This is a genomic window from Nocardia sp. NPDC050710, from assembly GCF_040654375.1.
Taxonomy (GTDB): domain Bacteria; phylum Actinomycetota; class Actinomycetes; order Mycobacteriales; family Mycobacteriaceae; genus Nocardia.
Genome location: NZ_JBFAHV010000042.1, coordinates 1 through 18,871 on the forward strand (window position 1 = coordinate 1; position 18,871 = coordinate 18,871).

At 67.2% G+C, this 18,871-nt stretch carries 14 protein-coding genes and 1 tRNA gene; 10 read left to right on the top strand and 5 right to left on the bottom strand.

The window, feature by feature from the left end; genetic code table 11:
- Nucleotides 1–106: 106 nt before the first annotated feature.
- Together AB0H61_RS37910 and AB0H61_RS37915 are read right to left on the bottom strand one after the other, a co-directional pair.
- Entirely contained in the window at nucleotides 107–544 is a 438-nt protein-coding gene (locus AB0H61_RS37910; protein WP_357313584.1) for a RidA family protein, read from the bottom strand.
- A gap of 36 nt (nucleotides 545–580) precedes the next feature.
- Nucleotides 581–745: a DUF4177 domain-containing protein gene (locus AB0H61_RS37915; RefSeq protein ID WP_085999251.1), complete on the bottom strand. Its 165-nt coding sequence runs from the start codon at nucleotides 743–745 to the stop codon at nucleotides 581–583.
- 165 nt (nucleotides 746–910) lie between these two features.
- Between AB0H61_RS37915 and AB0H61_RS37920 the strand changes: the two genes are divergently transcribed.
- Together AB0H61_RS37920 and AB0H61_RS37925 are read left to right on the top strand one after the other, a co-directional pair.
- The gene (locus AB0H61_RS37920; protein WP_357313586.1) at nucleotides 911–1,930 is read left to right on the top strand and encodes an ArsA-related P-loop ATPase; all 1,020 of its coding nucleotides are present in this window, start codon (nucleotides 911–913) and stop codon (nucleotides 1,928–1,930) included.
- Nucleotides 1,930–3,060, top strand: a complete 1,131-nt coding sequence (locus AB0H61_RS37925) for an ArsA family ATPase (RefSeq protein WP_357313526.1) — start codon at nucleotides 1,930–1,932, stop codon at nucleotides 3,058–3,060. The genes AB0H61_RS37920 and AB0H61_RS37925 overlap by 1 nt, the downstream gene beginning before the upstream one ends.
- 93 nt (nucleotides 3,061–3,153) lie before the next feature.
- Here the strand turns inward: AB0H61_RS37925 and AB0H61_RS37930 are convergent, their stop codons facing one another.
- The gene (locus tag AB0H61_RS37930; protein ID WP_014981178.1) at nucleotides 3,154–3,477 is read right to left on the bottom strand and encodes a WhiB family transcriptional regulator; all 324 of its coding nucleotides are present in this window, start codon (nucleotides 3,475–3,477) and stop codon (nucleotides 3,154–3,156) included.
- Between the two features lie 371 nt (nucleotides 3,478–3,848).
- Between AB0H61_RS37930 and AB0H61_RS37935 the strand changes: the two genes are divergently transcribed.
- The gene (locus AB0H61_RS37935) at nucleotides 3,849–6,203 is read left to right on the top strand and encodes a transglycosylase domain-containing protein (protein ID WP_357313528.1); all 2,355 of its coding nucleotides are present in this window, start codon (nucleotides 3,849–3,851) and stop codon (nucleotides 6,201–6,203) included.
- A 64-nt stretch (nucleotides 6,204–6,267) separates the two neighbouring features.
- Here the strand turns inward: AB0H61_RS37935 and AB0H61_RS37940 are convergent, their stop codons facing one another.
- The gene (locus AB0H61_RS37940; RefSeq protein WP_357313530.1) at nucleotides 6,268–6,732 is read right to left on the bottom strand and encodes a GatB/YqeY domain-containing protein; all 465 of its coding nucleotides are present in this window, start codon (nucleotides 6,730–6,732) and stop codon (nucleotides 6,268–6,270) included.
- Between the two features lie 148 nt (nucleotides 6,733–6,880).
- On the opposite strand from AB0H61_RS37940, the gene AB0H61_RS37945 reads away from it, so the two are divergent.
- From AB0H61_RS37945 to AB0H61_RS37960, 4 genes are all read left to right on the top strand, one after another.
- A complete protein-coding gene (locus AB0H61_RS37945; RefSeq protein WP_357313532.1) occupies nucleotides 6,881–7,843 on the top strand; it encodes a metallophosphoesterase in 963 nt (320 codons plus the stop codon).
- Nucleotides 7,844–9,381: 1,538 nt separating this feature from the next.
- Nucleotides 9,382–10,074, top strand: a complete 693-nt coding sequence (locus AB0H61_RS37950; protein WP_357313534.1) for a hypothetical protein — start codon at nucleotides 9,382–9,384, stop codon at nucleotides 10,072–10,074.
- Between the two features lie 60 nt (nucleotides 10,075–10,134).
- Nucleotides 10,135–10,208: transfer RNA gene (locus tag AB0H61_RS37955), tRNA-Pro, on the top strand.
- A gap of 243 nt (nucleotides 10,209–10,451) precedes the next feature.
- Nucleotides 10,452–11,939, top strand: a complete 1,488-nt coding sequence (locus tag AB0H61_RS37960; RefSeq protein ID WP_357313536.1) for an ATP-binding protein — start codon at nucleotides 10,452–10,454, stop codon at nucleotides 11,937–11,939.
- A 107-nt stretch (nucleotides 11,940–12,046) separates the two neighbouring features.
- Here the strand turns inward: AB0H61_RS37960 and AB0H61_RS37965 are convergent, their stop codons facing one another.
- Nucleotides 12,047–12,346 (bottom strand): hypothetical protein, encoded by a 300-nt coding sequence (locus AB0H61_RS37965; RefSeq protein WP_357313538.1) that lies wholly within the window; start codon nucleotides 12,344–12,346, stop codon nucleotides 12,047–12,049.
- A gap of 342 nt (nucleotides 12,347–12,688) precedes the next feature.
- Here AB0H61_RS37965 and AB0H61_RS37970 point away from each other — a divergent pair, with 342 nt between their 5' ends.
- Genes AB0H61_RS37970 through atzF form a run of 3 tightly spaced genes read left to right on the top strand, consistent with a single transcriptional unit; the run spans nucleotide 12,689 to nucleotide 18,835 of the window.
- Entirely contained in the window at nucleotides 12,689–13,396 is a 708-nt protein-coding gene (locus AB0H61_RS37970) for a GntR family transcriptional regulator (protein WP_357313540.1), read from the top strand.
- A gap of 9 nt (nucleotides 13,397–13,405) precedes the next feature.
- Entirely contained in the window at nucleotides 13,406–17,104 is a 3,699-nt protein-coding gene (uca, locus tag AB0H61_RS37975) for an urea carboxylase (protein WP_357313542.1), read from the top strand.
- Nucleotides 17,105–18,835, top strand: coding sequence for an allophanate hydrolase (gene atzF / locus AB0H61_RS37980; protein ID WP_357313545.1), 1,731 nt, complete (start codon nucleotides 17,105–17,107; stop codon nucleotides 18,833–18,835).
- Nucleotides 18,836–18,871 lie beyond the last annotated feature (36 nt).

Genomic DNA, 18,871 nt, shown 5'->3' on the forward strand with positions numbered 1-18,871 from the left:
GTCTCGCTGCCGAGTGGCCGAAGCGCATGCGACGAAGTCGCAAGTCTCGGCCGCTCGGCAGCGAGACATCCAGGGCCGCGAACCCGCCGCGCCCGCGCGGCCAATATCACAGCACCTCGGCGATGAGTTCGACCTCGACCGGGGTGTTCTTGGGCAGTTCGGATACGCCCACCGCGGACCGCGCGTGCACGCCCGCGTCCCCGAAGACCTCACCGAGGAACTCCGAGGCGCCGTTGATCACCAGCGGCTGATCGGCGAAACCCGGTGCGGAGGCGACGAATCCGACCACCTTCACGATGCGCACCACATTGTCGAGCCCGACCAGGTCGTGTACCGCTGCCAGTGCGTTCAGCGCGCACAGCTGGGCCGCCTCCTTCGCCTGCTCCAGCGATACCTCGGCGCCGACTTTGCCGGTCACCGAGAGTTGCCCGTCCACGAAGGGCAGTTGGCCGGAGGTGTAGACGAGCGAGCCGGTACGAATGGCCGGGATGTACGCGGCGACCGGCGCCGCGACGGCGGGCAGGGTCAGCCCGAGCTTCTCCATATTCTGCTGCCACTGGGTGGCCGCGTCGGCCACGGCCTACTGCCTCGGCCGCTTCAGGTACGCGACGTGTTGCTCGCCGGTCGGGCCGGGCAGCACCGTCACCAGCTCCCAGCCGTCGGCGCCCCACTGGTCGAGAATCTGCTTGGTCGCGTGCGTCAGCAGCGGCACGGTCGCGTACTCCCACAGGGTCACATCACTCATAGGGGTGAGACTAGCTCCCCCGCCTCTCGGCTTCTCCCTCCTCTCCGAAGATTCCGGGCCAAACTGTCTGGTACAGGAGGGTCTCAAAACCGGCCCGTAACCGGATCCCCCGGGCACCGACTCGAAACGGGTTATAGGCTCGCGATCGTGGGAGTACCAACAGCAGTGCCTATTTCGGCGGAGCCGGGGCTCGAAACGGGTTGGCCGAAGCGCGCCGAAAACGCGCGCTTGCACTACGTTTCCGGCAAGGGGGGAACGGGAAAGTCCACGGTCGCCGCGGCATTGGCGCTCGCGCTTGCCGCCGGCGGGCGCCGGGTGCTGTTGGTAGAGGTCGAAAGCAGGCAGTCCATCGCGCAGCTGTTCGATCTGCCGCCGCTGCCGCCCACCGAGACCCGGATCGCCACCGCCGACGGCGGCGGTGAGGTGGTCGCGCTGGCGCTCGATATCGAACACGCCTTCCTCGAATACCTCGACATGTTCTACAACCTCGGGTTCGCCGGGCGGGCGATGCGCAGGATGGGCGCCATCGAATTCGTCACCACCATCGCACCGGGCCTGCGCGACGTCATCGTGACCGGCAAGATCAAGGAATGCGTGGTCCGCGTCGACAAGGCGGGCAAGCATGTCTACGACGAGGTGGTGGTGGATGCGCCGCCGACCGGCCGCATCGCCGGTTTCCTCGATGTCACCCAGGCCATGGGCGAAATCGCCAAGGGCGGTCCGATCGCCTCGCAGGCCGACGGCGTGTCCCGCCTGTTGCATTCGGATCAGACCATGATCCATCTGGTCACGCTGCTCGAGGCGCTGCCGGTGCAGGAAACCGCCGACGCCGTTGCCGAACTCACCGCCAATGACCTGCGCATCGGCACCGTGATCGTGAACCGGGCGAGCGAAGGCTTCCTGCCCACCGACGTGCGCGACCGCGCCGCGCGCGGTGAGATCGACACCGACGCCATCCGGGCCGGTCTGGCACGGGCCGGAATCATCCTGTCCGACGACGACTTCCAGGGCCTGATCACCGAAACCGTCGAACATTCGGCGACGTTGGAGGCCCAGGACGAGAGCGCGGCCGAGCTGAAGCAGGTCGACGTCACCCAGCTGCACCTGCCCGCCCTCGCCGACGGCATGGACCTGGGCGGCCTCTATGAGCTAGCCGAACATCTGAGCGCGCAGGGAGTTCGTTGATGACCACGCCGGCAGTCGCCCTCCCGCTGGATATTTCGCAGATCATCGCCGATCGCACCGCCCGGGTGGTGGTCTGCTGCGGATCCGGTGGCGTCGGCAAGACGACCACCGCGGCCGCCATCGCGTTGCGCGCGGCCGAACAGGGCCGCAAGGTCGTGGTGCTCACCATCGACCCGGCGCGGCGGCTGGCCCAGTCACTCGGCGTCGCGGATCTGGACAACTCCCCGCAGCGGGTGGAGCTCGACCCCGAGGTCGAGGGCGAACTGCACGCGATGATGCTGAATATGCGACGCACCTTCGACGATATGGTGCTCGAGCACACCAGCCCGGAGAAGGCGGAGCAGATCTTCGCCAACCCGATCTACCAGACTGTCGCCTCCTCCTTCGGTGGAACGCAGGAGTACATGGCGATGGAGAAGCTCGGTCAGCTGGCCGGGCGGCACGAGTGGGACCTGATCGTGGTCGACACCCCGCCCTCGCGCAATGCGCTCGATTTCCTCGATGCCCCCAAACGGCTCGGAAATTTCCTGAACGGCAAGATGATCCGGCTGATCATGGCGCCCGGCCGCGGCGTCGGCCGATTCGTGACCGGCGCGATGAGCCTGGCCATGCGCGGGGTCTCGACCATCGTCGGCGGTCAGATGCTCAAGGACGCGTCGAATTTCCTACAGTCGCTGGAATCGTTGTTCGGTGGGTTCCAGGACCGCGCCGACCGGACCTACGCCATGCTCTCCAAGCCCGGTACCCACTTCCTGGTGGTCGCGGCGGCCGAACCGGACGCGCTGCGCGAGGCCTCGTTCTTCGTCGATCGCCTCTCCACCGAGCGGATGCCCCTGGCCGGGCTGGTGCTGAACCGGACCCATCCCGCGCTGAGCACCCTGCCCGCCGAGAACGCGCTGACCGCCGCCGATCAGCTGGTCGATGACGATCCGATAACGACCGCCGTGCTGCGCATTCACGCCCAACGGGTCTCGACCGCCAAGCGCGAACAGCATCTATTGCACCGCTTCACCGGCGCGCACCCGCGGGTGCCGATCGTCTCGGTCACCGCGCTGCCGTTCGAGGTCTCCGACCTCGAGGCGCTGCGGGTGGTGGGCGATCAATTGACCCGGATCGAAGCCTCCGCCTGATCCGAAACAACGTTCGAAATTCAGACACAATCGCTATGGCCCCAAACGACGCTGAGCCCGCAATCGCGGGCTCAGCGTTGGTTTTTCTCGGGCTCACATAGCAACTTGATGCTGCCGCTGGGCCTGGAAGAAGTCGGCCCACGACGTCACCTCCGGATGTTGTTTCAGCAGCGCACGGCGCTGTCTTTCGGTCATGCCACCCCACACGCCGAACTCGACGCGATTGTCGAGCGCATCGGCGCCGCATTGCATCAGTACGGGGCAGTGCCTGCAGATCGTCGCCGCTTTGCGCTGCGCTGCGCCGCGTACGAACAGCTGATCGGGATCTACTTCCTTGCATCGAGCCTGGGCTACCCAGGCGATTCTTGCTTCGGCCTGCTCTACGTCCAATCGAGCGATGGGGGTTGTCATATGCATTTGGTGTGCCCCTTTGCAGTCCGAACACCGGGTCAACGGCGCTCCAGAATCGCGTGTCAGCGTCGCAGCAACCCGAACCCCGCTGCGAACCGCACCACATTCCACTTTGAGTGTTAGCTCTATCACACTGGGTTCTCAATCTAGGTAAAGGTATGGGCTCAGCGCAAGACCGTCTCGAGATTTTTTGGTACGTCCGTCCCTGCAACCGTGGTAGAGAACCGGGCGGTCGACTCGGCGCACTGCGCGCCGTCCCGCGACACGCCGGAACGGGCCGCGCGACACGCCCATTCGGGTTGGTCATCCAACAAATCCGACAGGGGCGGACAAACACTCGTGCAAGCGGGCCGAGCGCACCCCGTAGTCTGGGGGCTGTGCCGATCACACATACGCTCGCGAAACTGGCGGGCAGCTGCGCGTTGGCCGCCGTGCTCGTCGCCGGTCTGTTGTTCCCGCTCGCAGGCGGTTTCGGGTTCGTCTCCAACCGCGCCGCCGACGCCGTCGACAATGTCTCCGCGGAGTTGGTGGAGGGCACCGTGCCCGCCGTCTCGACCATGGTGGACGCGAATGGCAACCCGATTGCCTGGCTCTACGAGCAGCGCCGGTTCGAAGTTCCGAGCGACAAGATCTCCAACAACATGAAGCTGGCGATCGTCTCCATCGAGGATCGGCGCTTCGCCGATCACGAAGGCGTCGACTGGCAGGGCACGCTGCGCGCGTTCCTCACCAACACCACCAGCGGCGAGGTCCAGCAGGGCGCCTCCACGCTGGACCAGCAGTACGTGAAGAACTTTCAGCTGCTCGTTGTCGCCAAAACCGATGCCGAGCGCCGTGCCGCCATCGAGACGACCCCGGCCCGCAAGATCCGCGAGATCCGGATGGCGCTGACTCTGGACCGCGAACTCACCAAGGACGAAATCCTCACCAGGTACCTGAACCTGGTGCCGTTCGGTAACTCCTCCTACGGCATCCAGGATGCGGCGCAGACCTATTTCGGCGTCGACGCCGCCGATCTGAATGTGTCGCAGGCAGCGATGCTGGCGGGCATGGTGCAGTCCAGCTCCAAGCTGAACCCCTACCGCAATGCCGAGGGCGTGCTGGCCCGCCGCAACACCGTGCTGGACACCATGATCCAGAACATCCCCAGCCGCGCCGACGAGTTCCGCAAGGCCAAGACCGAGCCGCTCGGCGTATTGCCCGACCCCAAGGGGCTGCCGCGCGGCTGCATCGCGGCCAACGACCGCGGCTTCTTCTGCGACTACGCGCTGCAGTACCTGGCCACTGCCGGTATCAGCCGCGAGCAGATCGACAAGGGCGGCTATCTGATCAAGACCACCCTCGATCCGGCGGTCCAGGACTCGGTGAAGCGCTCGGTCACCGAAGCCGCCAACCCGAATCTCGACGATATCGCGCAGGTCATGTCCGTGGTGGCGCCAGGAACGGATTCGCATCCGATCCTCGCCATGGCCAGCAGTCGCACCTATGGCCTGAACCGCGACGCCAACGAAACCGTGCAACCACAGCCGTATTCGATGGTCGGTGACGGCGCGGGCTCGATCTTCAAGATCTTCACCACGGCCGCCGCCATGGAGAAGGGCCTCGGCATCAACGCCCAACTGGACGTGCCAGGCCGCTTCGACGCCAAGGGCCTCGGTAACGGTGGTGCGCGCGGCTGCCCGCCCGCCACCTACTGCGTCGAGAACGCGGGCAAGTACAAGTCACCGATGTCGGTGACCGAGGCGCTGGCCACCTCGCCGAACACCGCGTTCGTCAAGCTGATCCAGGCCGTCGGGGTCACCCCGACCGTGGATATGGCGGTCCGGCTCGGCATGCGCTCCTACACCGAGGCGGGCACCTCCGGCCACGGTAACCAGAGCCTGGCCGACATGATCAAGGAACAGAACCTCGGTTCGTTCACCCTCGGTCCGGTCGCGATCAACCCGCTCGAGCTCTCCAATGTCGCCGCGACCCTGGGCTCCGGCGGCCGGTGGTGCCCGCCGTCGCCGATCAAGGAGGTCGTTGACCGCGGCGGTAAGACCGTGCCGTTGACCCAGCAGGCCTGCGAACAGGTGGTCGAGCCCGGCCTGGCGAACACCCTGGCCAACGCTATGAGTAAGGACGACACCGCGGGCACGGCGACGGGCGCGGCGAGCGCCACCGGCTGGCACTGGGCGCTGTCCGGCAAGACGGGTACCACCGAAAGCCACCGTTCCTCGGCCTTCCTCGGCTTCACCAATTCGCTGGCCGCCGCGGCCTACGTCTACGGCGACAGCCCGACCCCCGGCGAGATCTGCTCGTTCCCGCTGCGCAACTGCGGTGGCGGCGATCTGTTCGGTGGTAACGAACCGGCGCGTACCTGGTTCAACGCGGTCAAACCGGTGATCGACAAATTCCCGGTGCCCGCGCTACCGCCGTTGGACGACAAATACGTCCGCGGATCGAATCAGGGGCAGGTCCCCGATGTCGTCGGTATGGGACAGGGCGAGGCGACCGCCGCGCTGGTGGCCGCGGGCTTCCAGGTCACCGCGGTGAACGGCAACGGACCGTTGCCCAAGGGCAATGTCATGGGCACCGCGCCGAACGGGTCCGCAATCCCGGGCTCGGTGATCACCATCTACATCAGCGACGGCACCCAACGCACGGCGCCCGCACCCGCGCCACCGCCCGGACTGCCCGCGCCGCCCGCGCTACCCCCCGGAATCCAGTTGCCACCCTGGTGGCCCAGGTAGCCCGGATATAACGAAACCGCCGACCCGGAGATCCGGGTCGGCGGTTTCGCGTTACGTTCCGTAGTTACAGGCGGGCCTTCACCGCGGCGGAGATGCGAGAGCCGTCGGCCTTACCCTCGGCCAGCGCGGTGGCGATCTTCATGACCTGACCCATCTGGCGCATGCTCGGGCGCTCACCGTTCTGCTCGGCGACCTGGGCGATCGCCGTGTCGGCGATATCGGCGACCTCGGCATCGGTGAGCTGGGTCGGCAGGTACTCGTCGATGATCCTGGCCTCGGCATGCTCGTTGGCGGCAAGCTCGCCGCGTCCGGCCTGGGTGTAGACCTCGGCCGATTCGCTGCGCTTCTTCGCCTCCTTCTGCAATACGGAGATAACCTCGGCGTCGGAGAGTTCGCGCGCTTCCGACCCCGCGACCTCGGCATTCTGGATCGCGGCCAACAGCATGCGCAATGTGGCCAGGCGCAGCGTGTCCTTGGCTTTCATCGCGGCGGTCATATCCGTCCGCAGCCTCGCTTTGAGTTCCGACATGAGGCACACGGTAGTCGGTCCGATACGGCCGGCCCACACATTTACCCGCCGCCACGGTGTCGCATGAGCGATGGTGCACCGCAAAATAAATACCGCTTGTGCGGAAACACACTCGGCGATCTTCGCCGGGCTCACCTATGCTGGGCAAATGCCCGTAATCTCGACCTCCGCTGTCCGTCGAACCGCGCTGGGAGCCGCCGGGGCCGCGGTGGCCGGAGTCGGCTACGCCTCGTTGATCGAACGTAACGCATTCGTGCTGCGTGAGGCCACCATGCCGGTTTTGCAGCCGGGTTCGTCCAGTCTACGGGTGCTCCACATCAGCGATCTGCACATGATGCCCGGGCAGAAGCTCAAGCAGCAGTGGCTGCGCGAGCTGGATCGGCTGGAGCCGGATCTGGTCGTCAACACCGGTGACAACCTGTCGCACCTGAAGTCGGTGCCCGCGGTCGTCCAGGCCCTCGGCGGATTACTTTCCCGCCCGGGCCTTTTCGTTTTCGGCAGCAATGATTACTTCGCGCCGGTGGCGAAGAACCCGATGAAGTACTTCAAGAAGGACCACCGCCGGGTCTACGGCGCACCGCTGCCGTGGAAGGATCTGCGCGCGGCGTTCACCGAACGCGGCTGGCTCGACCTCACCCATGTGCGGCGCGACCTCGAGGTGTCGGGCATCCGGATCGCCACCGCGGGTGTCGACGATCCGCACTTGCAGCGCGACCGCTACGACACCGTGGCGGGCGCTCCGAATCCGCTCGCCGAACTGCGCATCGGACTGACCCATTCGCCGGAGCCCCGGGTGCTCGATCGCTTCGCCGAGGACGGTTACGACCTGGTCATGGCCGGGCATACGCACGGCGGTCAGCTGGTGCTGCCGGGTTACGGCGCGCTGGTGACCAACTGCGGCATCGATAAGTCCCGGGTGAAGGGCCCGTCGCGGTGGGGCGAGCACACCCAGTTGCACGTCTCCGCGGGCATCGGCACCTCGCCGTGGGCGCCGTACCGCTTCTGCTGCCGCCCGGAGGCGACGCTGCTGACCCTGGTCGCGGCCCCGCCGAAGCGCCCGAATGCCGATACCGGACACGGTATTTCGACCTCGGAGGCCGTCGCACGCTGAGCCGGTCGCGTGCGATCATCGCCATTTCCGCCGAATTGCGCACGCGTGTATCGGAGTACCTGACAACGACACCGGCCGGGGAGACGCTGTAGGGTCGCTTGCCGAGACATGAGCTGAAGCAGGGGAACAGCAACTGTGAGTGAGCACCGCGCCATAAATGGACGCAGCGCCCGAATCGAGCACAACACCGCGGGCACAACGGCATTCGCCAGAACGGAGCCCAGCGCCAGCGAGATGCAGCGGTGAGCGCCGGATCCGGCGGGCACGACGAACTGCCCGCGCCAGGGCAGCCGAACGCCCCCGAACCGCCCTCCCCCACACCATCGGAGCCGAATTCCGGGTCACCCACCGCACCGGTCACCAGGCCGGGACACATCCCCGAAGCATCCGCGCCACACACACCGCAGGAGTCCGCTGGGACGCCCGCGCCTCCACATTCACCCGGGACACCGCCGGGGCCGACGGCCGGTACACCCGCACCTGCCGCACCGCCGACCGCCGACCTCGCGAGACCGCATCCCCCAGTGCCGGACGGAACGCCGGATTCCCCTGTCGAGCAACCCAATTCAGCCACCCCGACGCTGTCGCGAGACAAATCGATCTTCGGCGCGCCCACACCGCCACCGCACTGGCCGGGGGCAACTCCCGCCTCGGCGCACCCCGGCGCCACCGCACCGTGGCAGCAGTCCTCGAGCGAATCAGGGGCGCCCACCTCGGCCGCGCAACGACTACCGGGCGCGGTGACACCCGCCGTCCCACAGCAGCGGACGGCTGCGACACCGCAGCCAACAACGGTGGGGCAGTACAGCTTCGCCGCACCCAGTAGCTCAGCCCCCACAACATCCGGCAGCCCAGCGCCAGCTGGTTACAGCGGCTCGGCACCAACCGCGCTCAGCAATCCAGCCCCCACGGGATACCGCGCCTCAGCCCCCACAACGTTCGGCAGCTCAACGCCAGCGGAATACCGCAGCCCGACAGCAGTCAACCGCCCGGCAGCAGCGGGAAACAACAGCCCGACACCAACCGAACACAGCAACCCGGCACCCGCGGCATTCGGCAACCCCGCGGCCCCGAAATATGGCGGTCCGTCAGCAGTCAACGGCCCGGCAGCAGCGGGAAACAACAGCTCGACACCAGCCGAACTCGGCAATCCAGCCTCCACAGGATTCACCGGCTCAGCCTCCCCAACATTCGGCAGCCCAGCGCCAGCGCAATACAGCGGCTCGGCATCAACTGCGCTCAGCAATCCGGGCTCCACAGGGTTCACTGGCCCAGCCCCGGCAACCTTCGGCAGCCCAGCGACAGCGGGTTACAGCGGCTCGGCAGTGGTCAACCGCCCGGTAGCGGCGGGATACAGCAGCTCGGCACCGACCCAACTCGGCAATTCAGCCCCGCCCGCATTCGGCGGTCCAGCGGTGGCGCAATTCGGCGGCGGCGCGGGGTACGGCGGTCCGGGTACGCAGTTCCCGCCTGTCTATAACCTGAACCCCGGGGCGCGTGGGCGTGGGCGGGCTTGGGTCGGGGTCGGGGTAGCGGCGTTGGTGCTTGTTGTCGGCGGGACGGCGGCGGCGATCGGGAAGCGGGGGTCGGAGGCGAGTGCCGATGATCCGACGCCGTCGATGGTGAGTGCGTTGACCACGTCGGCGAGCTCGTCTACGACGCCGCAGGCGAATGCCGCGGCCAGTCATGAGACGCCGGTGGTGCCGGGGTATCAGGTGGTGGTCGCGCCGGATAGCGCGGCGGCCTACGACGTGCCCGCCGATTGGACCGTGGCCGCGCCGGACAAGTCGGGCGGGTTCGGGTCGCCGCCGAATTCGGTCGGTGGCAAGGGGTACGCCACGGAGGGCAAGAACTACTGTCCCGGCTCGACCCGGACGGTGTCCTTCATCACCGGTTCCAAGGATGCCGATTCAGTAGCCGCCGCAACACAACTCGGAACGTTGACGGCCAAGGCCGCCTATTCCAACTCGCCAGCGGGCGGCACCCCGGGCGAACCGCAGCCGCTCGACTCGCTCGACGGCAGTCAACACGGCACCTTCGTCGAAACCCGCGGCACGATCGTCGACCCGAAGCCGGGCTGCGCGCGAGAGTACTCCGTCTACACTTTCGCCACCCCCACCGAGAACGGCAGCTTTGTCATGGTCATCGCCGCCGACACCGGCGTCCCCAAGGCGGTCGATCCCGATACGGCCCGGCGCATCTTCGCCAGTGTTCGCCCCCACGGAACCTGATTGACCTGCCGGTTTAACGTCTGGAGCCGACCTGTTGTAAGCTACTCCAGGTTCGCTTCACGGGGTGTGGCGCAGCTTGGTAGCGCGCTTCGTTCGGGACGAAGAGGTCGCAGGTTCAAATCCTGTCACCCCGACTGTGTGGTTGAGACACAACTCGGTGCCCCTGGCTCTCAGAGCCAGGGGCACTTTTTTGTCACCACTGGCGCACTATCCGCTCGATCGATGAACCGGCGCGCACTTCCACGGACTCCGCCAGTTGAGCAAGCCGCAGAAGCCTCGAGAGCAGCCTGTTCGGAATTCTCCAAGGCTCACGCCGTCACGAAGTCACATATTGAGGAAGTACACTTAATGTAAGTACAGTTCCTCAAATCTCGGAGGTGAATCCGCTGATCAGCAAGCCCAGTGACATGTTCGACCGTGATCGGGAATGGCAGGCACTCACGAGCTTCGCCACCAGCGGACAACCGAACGCAACCCTCGGGGTTGTGTCGGGCCGTCGCCGCCAAGGTAAGACATTCCTGCTGGAGGCGCTGTGCGAGGCCACGGGCGGGTTCTACTTCGCTGCCGATCAGGCCACCGAGGCAGAATCGCTGCGCTATCTGGCCGCGGCAGTGGCCGAGTTCACCGAGTCGCCGTTGCCGATCCGCTTCGACGATTGGCGACAGGCGGTCGATACGCTGCTGGCGGTGGCCAGGGAACGCGAGCTTCCGGTCGTGATCGACGAATTCCCGTATCTGGCGAAGGCAAGCCCTGCCCTCCCGTCGATCATTCAGTCGGCCCTTGCACCGCGACGGGCCGAACGACGTAATTCGCGTGCCCGGTTGCTATTGTGCGGTTCGGCGATGTCGTTCATGGGTTCACTGCTCGCCGGTGGCGCACCGCTGCGCGGCCGAGCAGGCCTGGAACTGATCGTCCCGACATTGGACTATCTTCTGGCGGCCGAGTTCTGGGAAATCGAGGACCCACGCCTGGCATTTCTCGTGCATGCGGTCGTCGGCGGAACCCCGGCCTACCGGCGCGAATTCGTAGAAGGCGACACTCCGGCGGATCTCGCGGACTTCGATGACTGGGTGCTGCGAACCGCGCTCAACCCCGCGAGTCCACTGTTTCGCGAGGCCAGATACCTGCTCAGCGAGGAACCCGGCCTGCGCGACCCGGGCCTGTATCACTCGGTGCTCGCCGCTGTCGCCCAGGGGAATTCGACAAGTGGTGGCATAGCCTCGTATGTCGGACGTAAGGCCAGCGACATCACCCATCCCCTGACTGTCTTGGAAGACTGCGGCCTGCTGCAGCGCGAACCGGACCTGTTCCGAGGCAATCGCATGCTCTACCGGATCAACGAACCGCTGGTGACGTTCTATCAGGCGATCACGCGGCCCGACTGGACCGAATGGGAACGCGCCCGCGACTCCGCGCGGCTATGGAAACGACGACAGCACCGCTTCGAAAGCAACGTGCTCGGTCCGCATTTCGAGGAGGTGTGTCGGAACTGGGTTACCGGCTATGCCCCCGATGGTCTGTTCGGGGGTCATATCACCCGGGTCGGCAGCGGGATGGTCAACGATCCAACGCAAAAAGTCACACACGAGGTCGACATAGCGGTGTTCGGCGAACCAACGGACGGCACCGAGGCACTACTGTCCATCGGCGAGGCGAAATGGAACGAGGTGATGGGCATGGGTCATCTAGACCGCCTGCACCGCATCCGCGACCTGCTCTCCTCGAAGTTCGACACCTCACACACCAAGCTCGCCTGCTACAGCGCGGCAGGATTCAGTCCCGCCTTGAAGGCAGCCGCCAACCAGGACGATGTGTTGCTCATCGATTTGGATCAGCTCTACCCGAAAGACCGAGCGGACCAGTAGGGGCGCAGCTTGGTAGCGCGCCTCGTTCGAGGCGAAGGCAGACCTTGGCCGACATTACTTGAACCGGTCGACCGTCGGCTGCTTCAAGGACCGGTCCTCGCCGGGCGTCAAGCCCATTCGAGTTCGCTGTATCCCGCGGCGGCGAGGGCTTTCGTTGCCGCGGACTTGCGGGCGCACCGATCGACGTTGCATGGGCGGTGGCGGCGCAGGGCTTGGCGGGCCTCGATCACGGTGAACGGGCGGTCGGGCGCCTCGTGCGGCCAACCGGCGGGCCACAGCTCGCGGACCCGATCGTCGTGTTCCGGCGCGGGTCCGCCGGAGGGGACAGGCCACCACACGGTGCCCGCGATCACCGCGAGCAGCCCGGATACCAGCGCCAACAAGCCGACGAGTACGAACATATCCATCGCTACCTCCACGAGGCCGTATTGCGAGCACCCGGCGCCGGGGGCGTTGGGCCACCGTCCGTCGGCGCGGACGGACGGAGTGCCGCTGAGGGGGGACGGCATCGTCCCGGCGCCGGGGCTGTCAATAGCCTGGTGTACCTATATGTCCGGCGATAGCGCCAGGGTGTTGCCAGCTGTTGCAGTCTGCTCGCCGAAGTCGACCGGCGCCGGTGATGCGGATGACCACCGGGCGGTACGACGGCGAACTTTCGGTGCCGTTTCGCGGGGTCGGTGAGCAGACCCTAACGGCCTGCTAACTTGCGGTCATCTGGCGGAAACGCGAGGTCCATAGCGTATACATGCATGTCGACACGGGTGGCCACACTGGCCGATGCTGCGGGACGGCCGTTGCGGGACGTGGTGTATACGACGTTACGCAGCGAGTTGATGAACGGTGACATCAAATTCGGGGAGCGCCTGACCGAGCCGAAACTGTCGGCTCGGTTCGGCATTTCGCGCACACCGATCAGGGAGGCGCTGACCGTCCTGTGCTCGGACGGGCTGCTGCGGCGCGAGGAGTACGGTTTCAGCCCGGTGCGGCCGAGTATTCCGCTGATCCGAGATCTGTACGAACTCCGGATCACCTTGGAACTGGGGGGAATCCAACGGGCCATCGACAATCCGTCGGTGACCCACGATCACGAACTGCTCGAGGCCGAGCGGGACAGCTGGCTGGCGCTGCAAGCCGACCCGCCCGAGCAGGAGCCGGGATTCGTGGTGCGGGACGAGGAGTTCCACGTCACCCTGCTGACCGCGGCGGGCAATGCCGAGCTGGTGCGCGCATTGCAGTCGGTGAACTCCAGGATCCGGCACGTGCGGATGTACGACTTCATGGTCAACAACCGGATCGAAACCACCATCACCGAACACCTCGGCATTCTCGATGCCGTTCTGGCGCGCGATCTTCCGCTGGCCTATCGGCTGCTGCACAGCCACATCGGGGAATCGCTGGATGTTGTGCTGGAGCGCGTCACGCGGGCCATCGCCGCGATGTCCATGGCAACCGAATAGGGAGTACCGATGCATTTCGATACTGTGCTCGTCGCCAATCGCGGCGAAATCGCCTGCCGGATCATGCGCTCGGCGCGGGCGCTCGGATTGAAGACCGTCGCGGTGTACTCGGAGGCCGACGCGGGTGCGACGCATGTCGAAATCGCCGATGCCGCGGTGCTACTCGGCCCGGCAGCGGCGTCCGAGTCCTATCTGCGCGCCGATCGGGTAATCGAGGCCGCCCTGTCCAGCGGGGCGGGGGCGATCCATCCGGGCTACGGATTCCTCTCCGAAAACGCGGAATTCGCCGACCAGGTGGCGGCGGCGGGGATCGCCTTCGTCGGCCCGACGCCGGAGCAGTTGCGCATCTTCGGCGACAAGCACACCGCACGCACGGCGGCCGCGGCGGTCGGCGTACCGCTGATCCCCGGCAGCGGGCTGCTGGATTCGGCCGATCACGCGGTGGCCGAAGCGGAGCGGATCGGCTATCCGGTGATGTTGAAGGCGGTCGGCGGTGGTGGCGGCATCGGCATGCAGGCCTGCGCCGACGCCGACGCGCTGCGGGCGGCCTACGAGCGGGTGCGGCGGCTGGCCGCCACGAACTTCTCCTCGACCGGAGTCTTCCTGGAGCGCTTCGTCGTTCGCGCCAGACATGTCGAGGTGCAACTGTTCGGGGACGGGCAGGGCCGGGTGGTCAGCCTCGGCACCCGGGATTGTTCGCTGCAACGCCGCAACCAGAAGGTGATCGAGGAGGCCCCGGCGCCGGGCCTCGCCGGCGAGCTGACCGAACAGCTGCTGGCGGCCTCGCGTGAGCTGGCGCGATCGGTCGGGTATCGATCGGCGGGCACCGTGGAGTTCGTCTACGACGTCGACCGGGGCGCCGCGTCCTTCCTGGAGATGAATACCCGCCTACAGGTCGAACATCCGGTAACCGAGGCGGTGACCGGGGTTGATCTGGTCGAATGGATGCTGCGGCTGGCCGGCGGGGACAGTTCGATGGTCGACGAGCTACCCGAGAGCGGGCCCGCACTCACCGGATGCGCCGTCGAAGCACGCATCTATGCCGAGGACCCGGCACACGACCACCGGCCGAGCGCGGGCCTGATCACCGCCGCCGAATTCCCGTCCGACGCCCGGGTCGACAGCTGGGTGCGCGCGGGGAGCGAGGTCAGCCCCTACTACGACCCACTGCTGGCCAAGGTGATCACCGCGGGCGCGACCCGGGATACCGCCTTCGCCGAACTCACGCACGCGTTGGCGCACACCGGAATCCACGGCGTACGGACCAATCTCGCGCAGTTGCGCGCCGCGGCCCGGGACACCCGGGTGCTGGCCGCCGATCACGTCACCACGACGCTCGCCGATATCCAGCCGGTCGAGCATCGCATCGATGTGCTGCGCGGCGGCACCATGACCACCATCCAGGATCATCCCGGCCGAATCGGGTTGTGGCAGGTCGGTATTCCGCCGTCGGGGCCGATGGACGACCTTTCCTGCGCCCTGGCCAATGCCGCTGTCGGCAATCCGCCGCAGGCACCCGCGCTGGAATGCACATTGCAGGGACCGCAGCTGAGATTCTCGCAGCCGTCCGTGGTGTGCGTGACGGGTGCGCGGACCACGGTGACCGTGGACGGCGAGCCGGTTCGCATGTGGCAGCCGATCAGTCTGGCCGCGGGCGCGGTGCTGGATATCGGCGCGCCCGCCGACGCCGGATTGCGCACCTACCTGGCGGTGCGCGGCGGCATCCAGGCGCCGCTGTATCACGGCAGCGCGGCCACCTTCACCCTCGGCGGTTTCGGCGGCATCACGGGTAAAGCCGTCGCCGCGGGCGATGTCCTGGATATCGTCACCGATCGCGCGGATCTCGTGGCACCGCACGAGGTTCCGCTCGACGAACGACCGGAATTCGGCCACGCCTGGGAATTGGCCGTCGGCGTCGGACCCCAGACCGCCCCCGCCTACTTCACCGACGCGGATATGGACCAGTTCTACGCGCACCCGTGGCGGGTCGGCAGCCACGCCAACCGCACCGGCATCCGGCTGGAGGGGCCGAAGCCGACCTGGTCCCGCGACGATGGCGGCGACGCCGGCCTGCATCCGTCGAATCTGCACGACAACCCGTACAGCGTGGGCACGCTGAACGTCTCGGGTGATACGCCGATCCTGCTCGGCCCGGACGGTCCCAGCCTGGGCGGTTTCGCCTGTCCGCTCACCGTGGTATCCGCGCACCGCTGGAAGCTCGGCCAGCTGCGCCCGGGCGACACCGTGCGCTTCGTGCCCGTCACCGACGCCGAGGCCGCGGCGCTGCGCGGATCGAATACCGCCCGGGCCCGCGCTACCGCCGCGGCGGCATCGGGAGCCACGGACAACCCACCCGGACTCGCCGGAGCACTGAGCCTGCTCACCGGATCCGGCGACACGCGGCTGCGGGATGAGCGGCCTGCGAACTCCGCCGCGAATGATCGCGGCATACTCGGCGGTCTCGCCCCGGGCGACGACCGACCCGAGGTGGTCTACCTGCGCGGCGGCGACGACAACATTCTGGTCGAATACGGCGCGATGGTGCTGGATCTCGGCTTGCGGATGCGGGTGCACGCGCTGGCGGAGGCATTGGCGGCGTCCAGGCTGCCGGGCATCATCGACGTCACCCCGGGTGTCCGTTCCCTGCACATCCACTTCGATCCCGATGCGCTGCCCCAGCACCGGTTGCTCGGCGCGCTCGCCGAGTTGGAGACCGAACTCCCCGCCACCCACGACCTGGTGGTCCCGAGTCGAACCATCCGGCTGCCGTTGTCCTTCGACGATCCGTCCATCGCCGAGGCGATCGACCGCTACCGCAGCGGCGTCCGCGACACCGCGCCCTGGCTGCCCTCGAATACCGAATTCATCAGGCGCATCAACGGACTCGACAGCATCGACCAAGTGCGGGCCGCCGTCTTCGACGCGGAGTACCTGGTGCTGGGCCTAGGCGATGTGTATCTCGGTGCGCCGCTGGCGGTTCCGTTGGATCCGCGGCACCGCCTGATCACCACCAAATACAACCCGGCACGCACCTGGACCCCCTCGGACGCCGTCGGCATCGGCGGCAAATACCTGTGCGTCTACGGCATGGCCTCGCCGGGCGGCTATCAGCTGATCGGCCGCACCATCCCCATCTGGTCCAGCTACCGGCAGTCCACGCCATTCGAACCGGGCATCCCGTGGCTGTTCCGGTTCTTCGACCGCATCGTCTGGGAGCCGGTGACCCCGGAGGAGTTGCTGGAATACCGTGCCGCCGCGAAGGCCGGTCGCTTCGACGCCGAGGTCGGCGACGGCACCTTCGCGCTCGCGGATCACCTTCGCATGCTCACCGAGAACGCCGACTCCATCGCCGAATTCGAGACCAGGCAGGCGGCGGCGTTCGAGGCCGAGAAGCAGGCATGGCGGGCCGCGGGCGAATTCGAACGCGCCGCGATCACCGAAACCCCTGCCGAACCCGCCACCGACCCGCTGGCCGGTCTGCCCGCGGACGCTACCGTCGTGACGGCCCCGATGATCGGCAATGTCTGGCGCGTCGAGATCGAAGAGGGACAGCATCTGGCCGCGGGCGCACCCGTCGCCATCCTCGAAGCCATGAAACTGGAACTGCCGGTGCACAGCCCGGGCAGCGGCACGGTACTCAAGGTGCTGGCCACCCCCGGCGCCAAAGTGGAACCGGGAACCCCTCTAGCAGTGATCGGAGTCGACTAAGTGACCTCAGGCGTTCTAGGCAACCCCGCGGTCCACGAATCCCCCACCGAGCGGGTCGCGCTGGCCTATCGGCGGATCGCCGAGGTCGATCGGCCCGAGGTGTGGATCACCCTGCGCGCACAGGACGATGTGGTCGCGGAGGCGGCCGAGATCGAACGCAGGCTGGCGGCGGGTGAGGCCCTGCCGCTGGCCGGGACACTTGTCGCGGTCAAGGACAATATCGACGTCGCCGGGCTGCCGACCACTGCCGCCTGCCCGGAGTTCGCCTATCCGGCCGAGGCGACCGCGGCGGCGATCGAGCGGCTGCTCGCGGCGGGCGCGCTCGTGCTGGGCAAGACGAATCTGGATCAGTTCGCCACCGGTTTGGTCGGTACCCGCAGCCCGTACGGCGCTGTGCGGCACGCGAAACGCCCCGAGTTGATCTCCGGTGGGTCCAGTTCGGGCTCGGCGGTGGCGGTGGCGCTGGGGATCGCCGATATCGGAATCGGCACCGATACCGCGGGTTCCGGGCGGGTTCCGGCCGCGCTGCACGGGATCGTGGGTCTCAAGGCGACGCTGGGGATCATTCCGGCGCATGGTGTGGTGCCCGCGTGCGCGGACTACGACGCCGTCACCGTATTCGCGACCGACCTCGGGCGGGCTGTCGCCGCGGCCACCATCATGGCCGGTCCCGAGGTGCGGGATCCGCGTAGCCGAGCCTGGCCCGCGGATGTCCGGCTGGCCGCGCCGCAGGGCGCACGCCTGGCTGTTCCGCGCGCCGCGGATCTCACGGCGCTGAGCCCCGAGTACCGCATCGCCTTTGCGCAAACCATAGTGGCCGTGGAGAAATCCGGAATCACCACAGCGGAGATCGATATCAGCGGGCTGCTCGACGCCGCCCGGCTGCTGTACGACGGCGCCATCGTCGCGGAGCGCTATACGGCCGTCGGCGCCTTCCTCGATACCGCGCCCGCGAGCGCCGACCCGACGGTGGCGTCCATTATCGATGCGGCCCGCGCGACCACCGGTCCGGAATTCGCGGAGGACCTGGATGCGCTGGCCCGGGCGCGGTCGGCAGCCGCGCAGTCGTTGCGTGGGTTCGACGGATTGCTGCTGCCGACCACCACCGAGCATCCGAGTATCGCCGCGGTGCTGGCCGATCCGATCGGCATCAACCGGCGGATGGGCACCTACACCAACTTCTGCAATCTGCTGGATATGGCGGCGGTGGCGGTGCCGGGATCGCCCACCGCGGCGGGCGATCCGTTCGGGGTGATGGTGGTGGTACCCGCCTTCGCCGATCAGGTCGCGGTCGATCTCGCGGCCCGCATCGTCGGCACGGAATCACCCGCCCTGGTCGCCGAGGGTGTCGAACTCGCCGTCTTCGGCGCACATCTGCGCGGCCAACCGCTGCACTGGCAGTTGGAGGACATCGGCGCACGATTCACCGGCGAGATCCGGACCACCGACGCCTACCGGCTCACCGCACTCGATATGGTGCCGCCGAAACCCGGACTCGTACGCCACGGCCCCGGACTCGGCGCGCCCATTCTCGGGGAACTGTTCCAGGTGTCCACCGCCGGACTCGGCGGCTTCCTCGCCGCCCTGCCCCCGCCGATGGCGCTGACCAGCATCGAATTATCCGACGGCCGTTCGGTTATCGGCTTCGCCTGCACCTATGACGCGGCCGCGGCGGCCACCGACATCACGGCCTTCGGTGGCTGGAAGGCGTATCTACAGCGGCAGAACTGACACACTTCGCCGACGGCCGACAGTGTCCGCACTGTC

Excerpts from the sequence above, each read along its gene's own strand:
- AB0H61_RS37910 (WP_357313584.1), bottom strand. The coding sequence starts at position 544 with ATGGAGAAGCTCGGGCTGACCCTGCCCGCCGTCGCGGCGCCGGTCGCC.
- AB0H61_RS37915 (WP_085999251.1), bottom strand. The coding sequence starts at position 745 with ATGAGTGATGTGACCCTGTGGGAGTACGCGACCGTGCCGCTGCTGACG.
- AB0H61_RS37925 (WP_357313526.1), top strand. The coding sequence starts at position 1,930 with ATGACCACGCCGGCAGTCGCCCTCCCGCTGGATATTTCGCAGATCATC.
- AB0H61_RS37930 (WP_014981178.1), bottom strand. The coding sequence starts at position 3,477 with ATGCATATGACAACCCCCATCGCTCGATTGGACGTAGAGCAGGCCGAA.
- AB0H61_RS37940 (WP_357313530.1), bottom strand. The coding sequence starts at position 6,732 with ATGTCGGAACTCAAAGCGAGGCTGCGGACGGATATGACCGCCGCGATG.
- AB0H61_RS37945 (WP_357313532.1), top strand. The coding sequence starts at position 6,881 with ATGCCCGTAATCTCGACCTCCGCTGTCCGTCGAACCGCGCTGGGAGCC.
- AB0H61_RS37965 (WP_357313538.1), bottom strand. The coding sequence starts at position 12,346 with ATGGATATGTTCGTACTCGTCGGCTTGTTGGCGCTGGTATCCGGGCTG.
- AB0H61_RS37970 (WP_357313540.1), top strand. The coding sequence starts at position 12,689 with ATGTCGACACGGGTGGCCACACTGGCCGATGCTGCGGGACGGCCGTTG.
- uca (WP_357313542.1), top strand. The coding sequence starts at position 13,406 with ATGCATTTCGATACTGTGCTCGTCGCCAATCGCGGCGAAATCGCCTGC.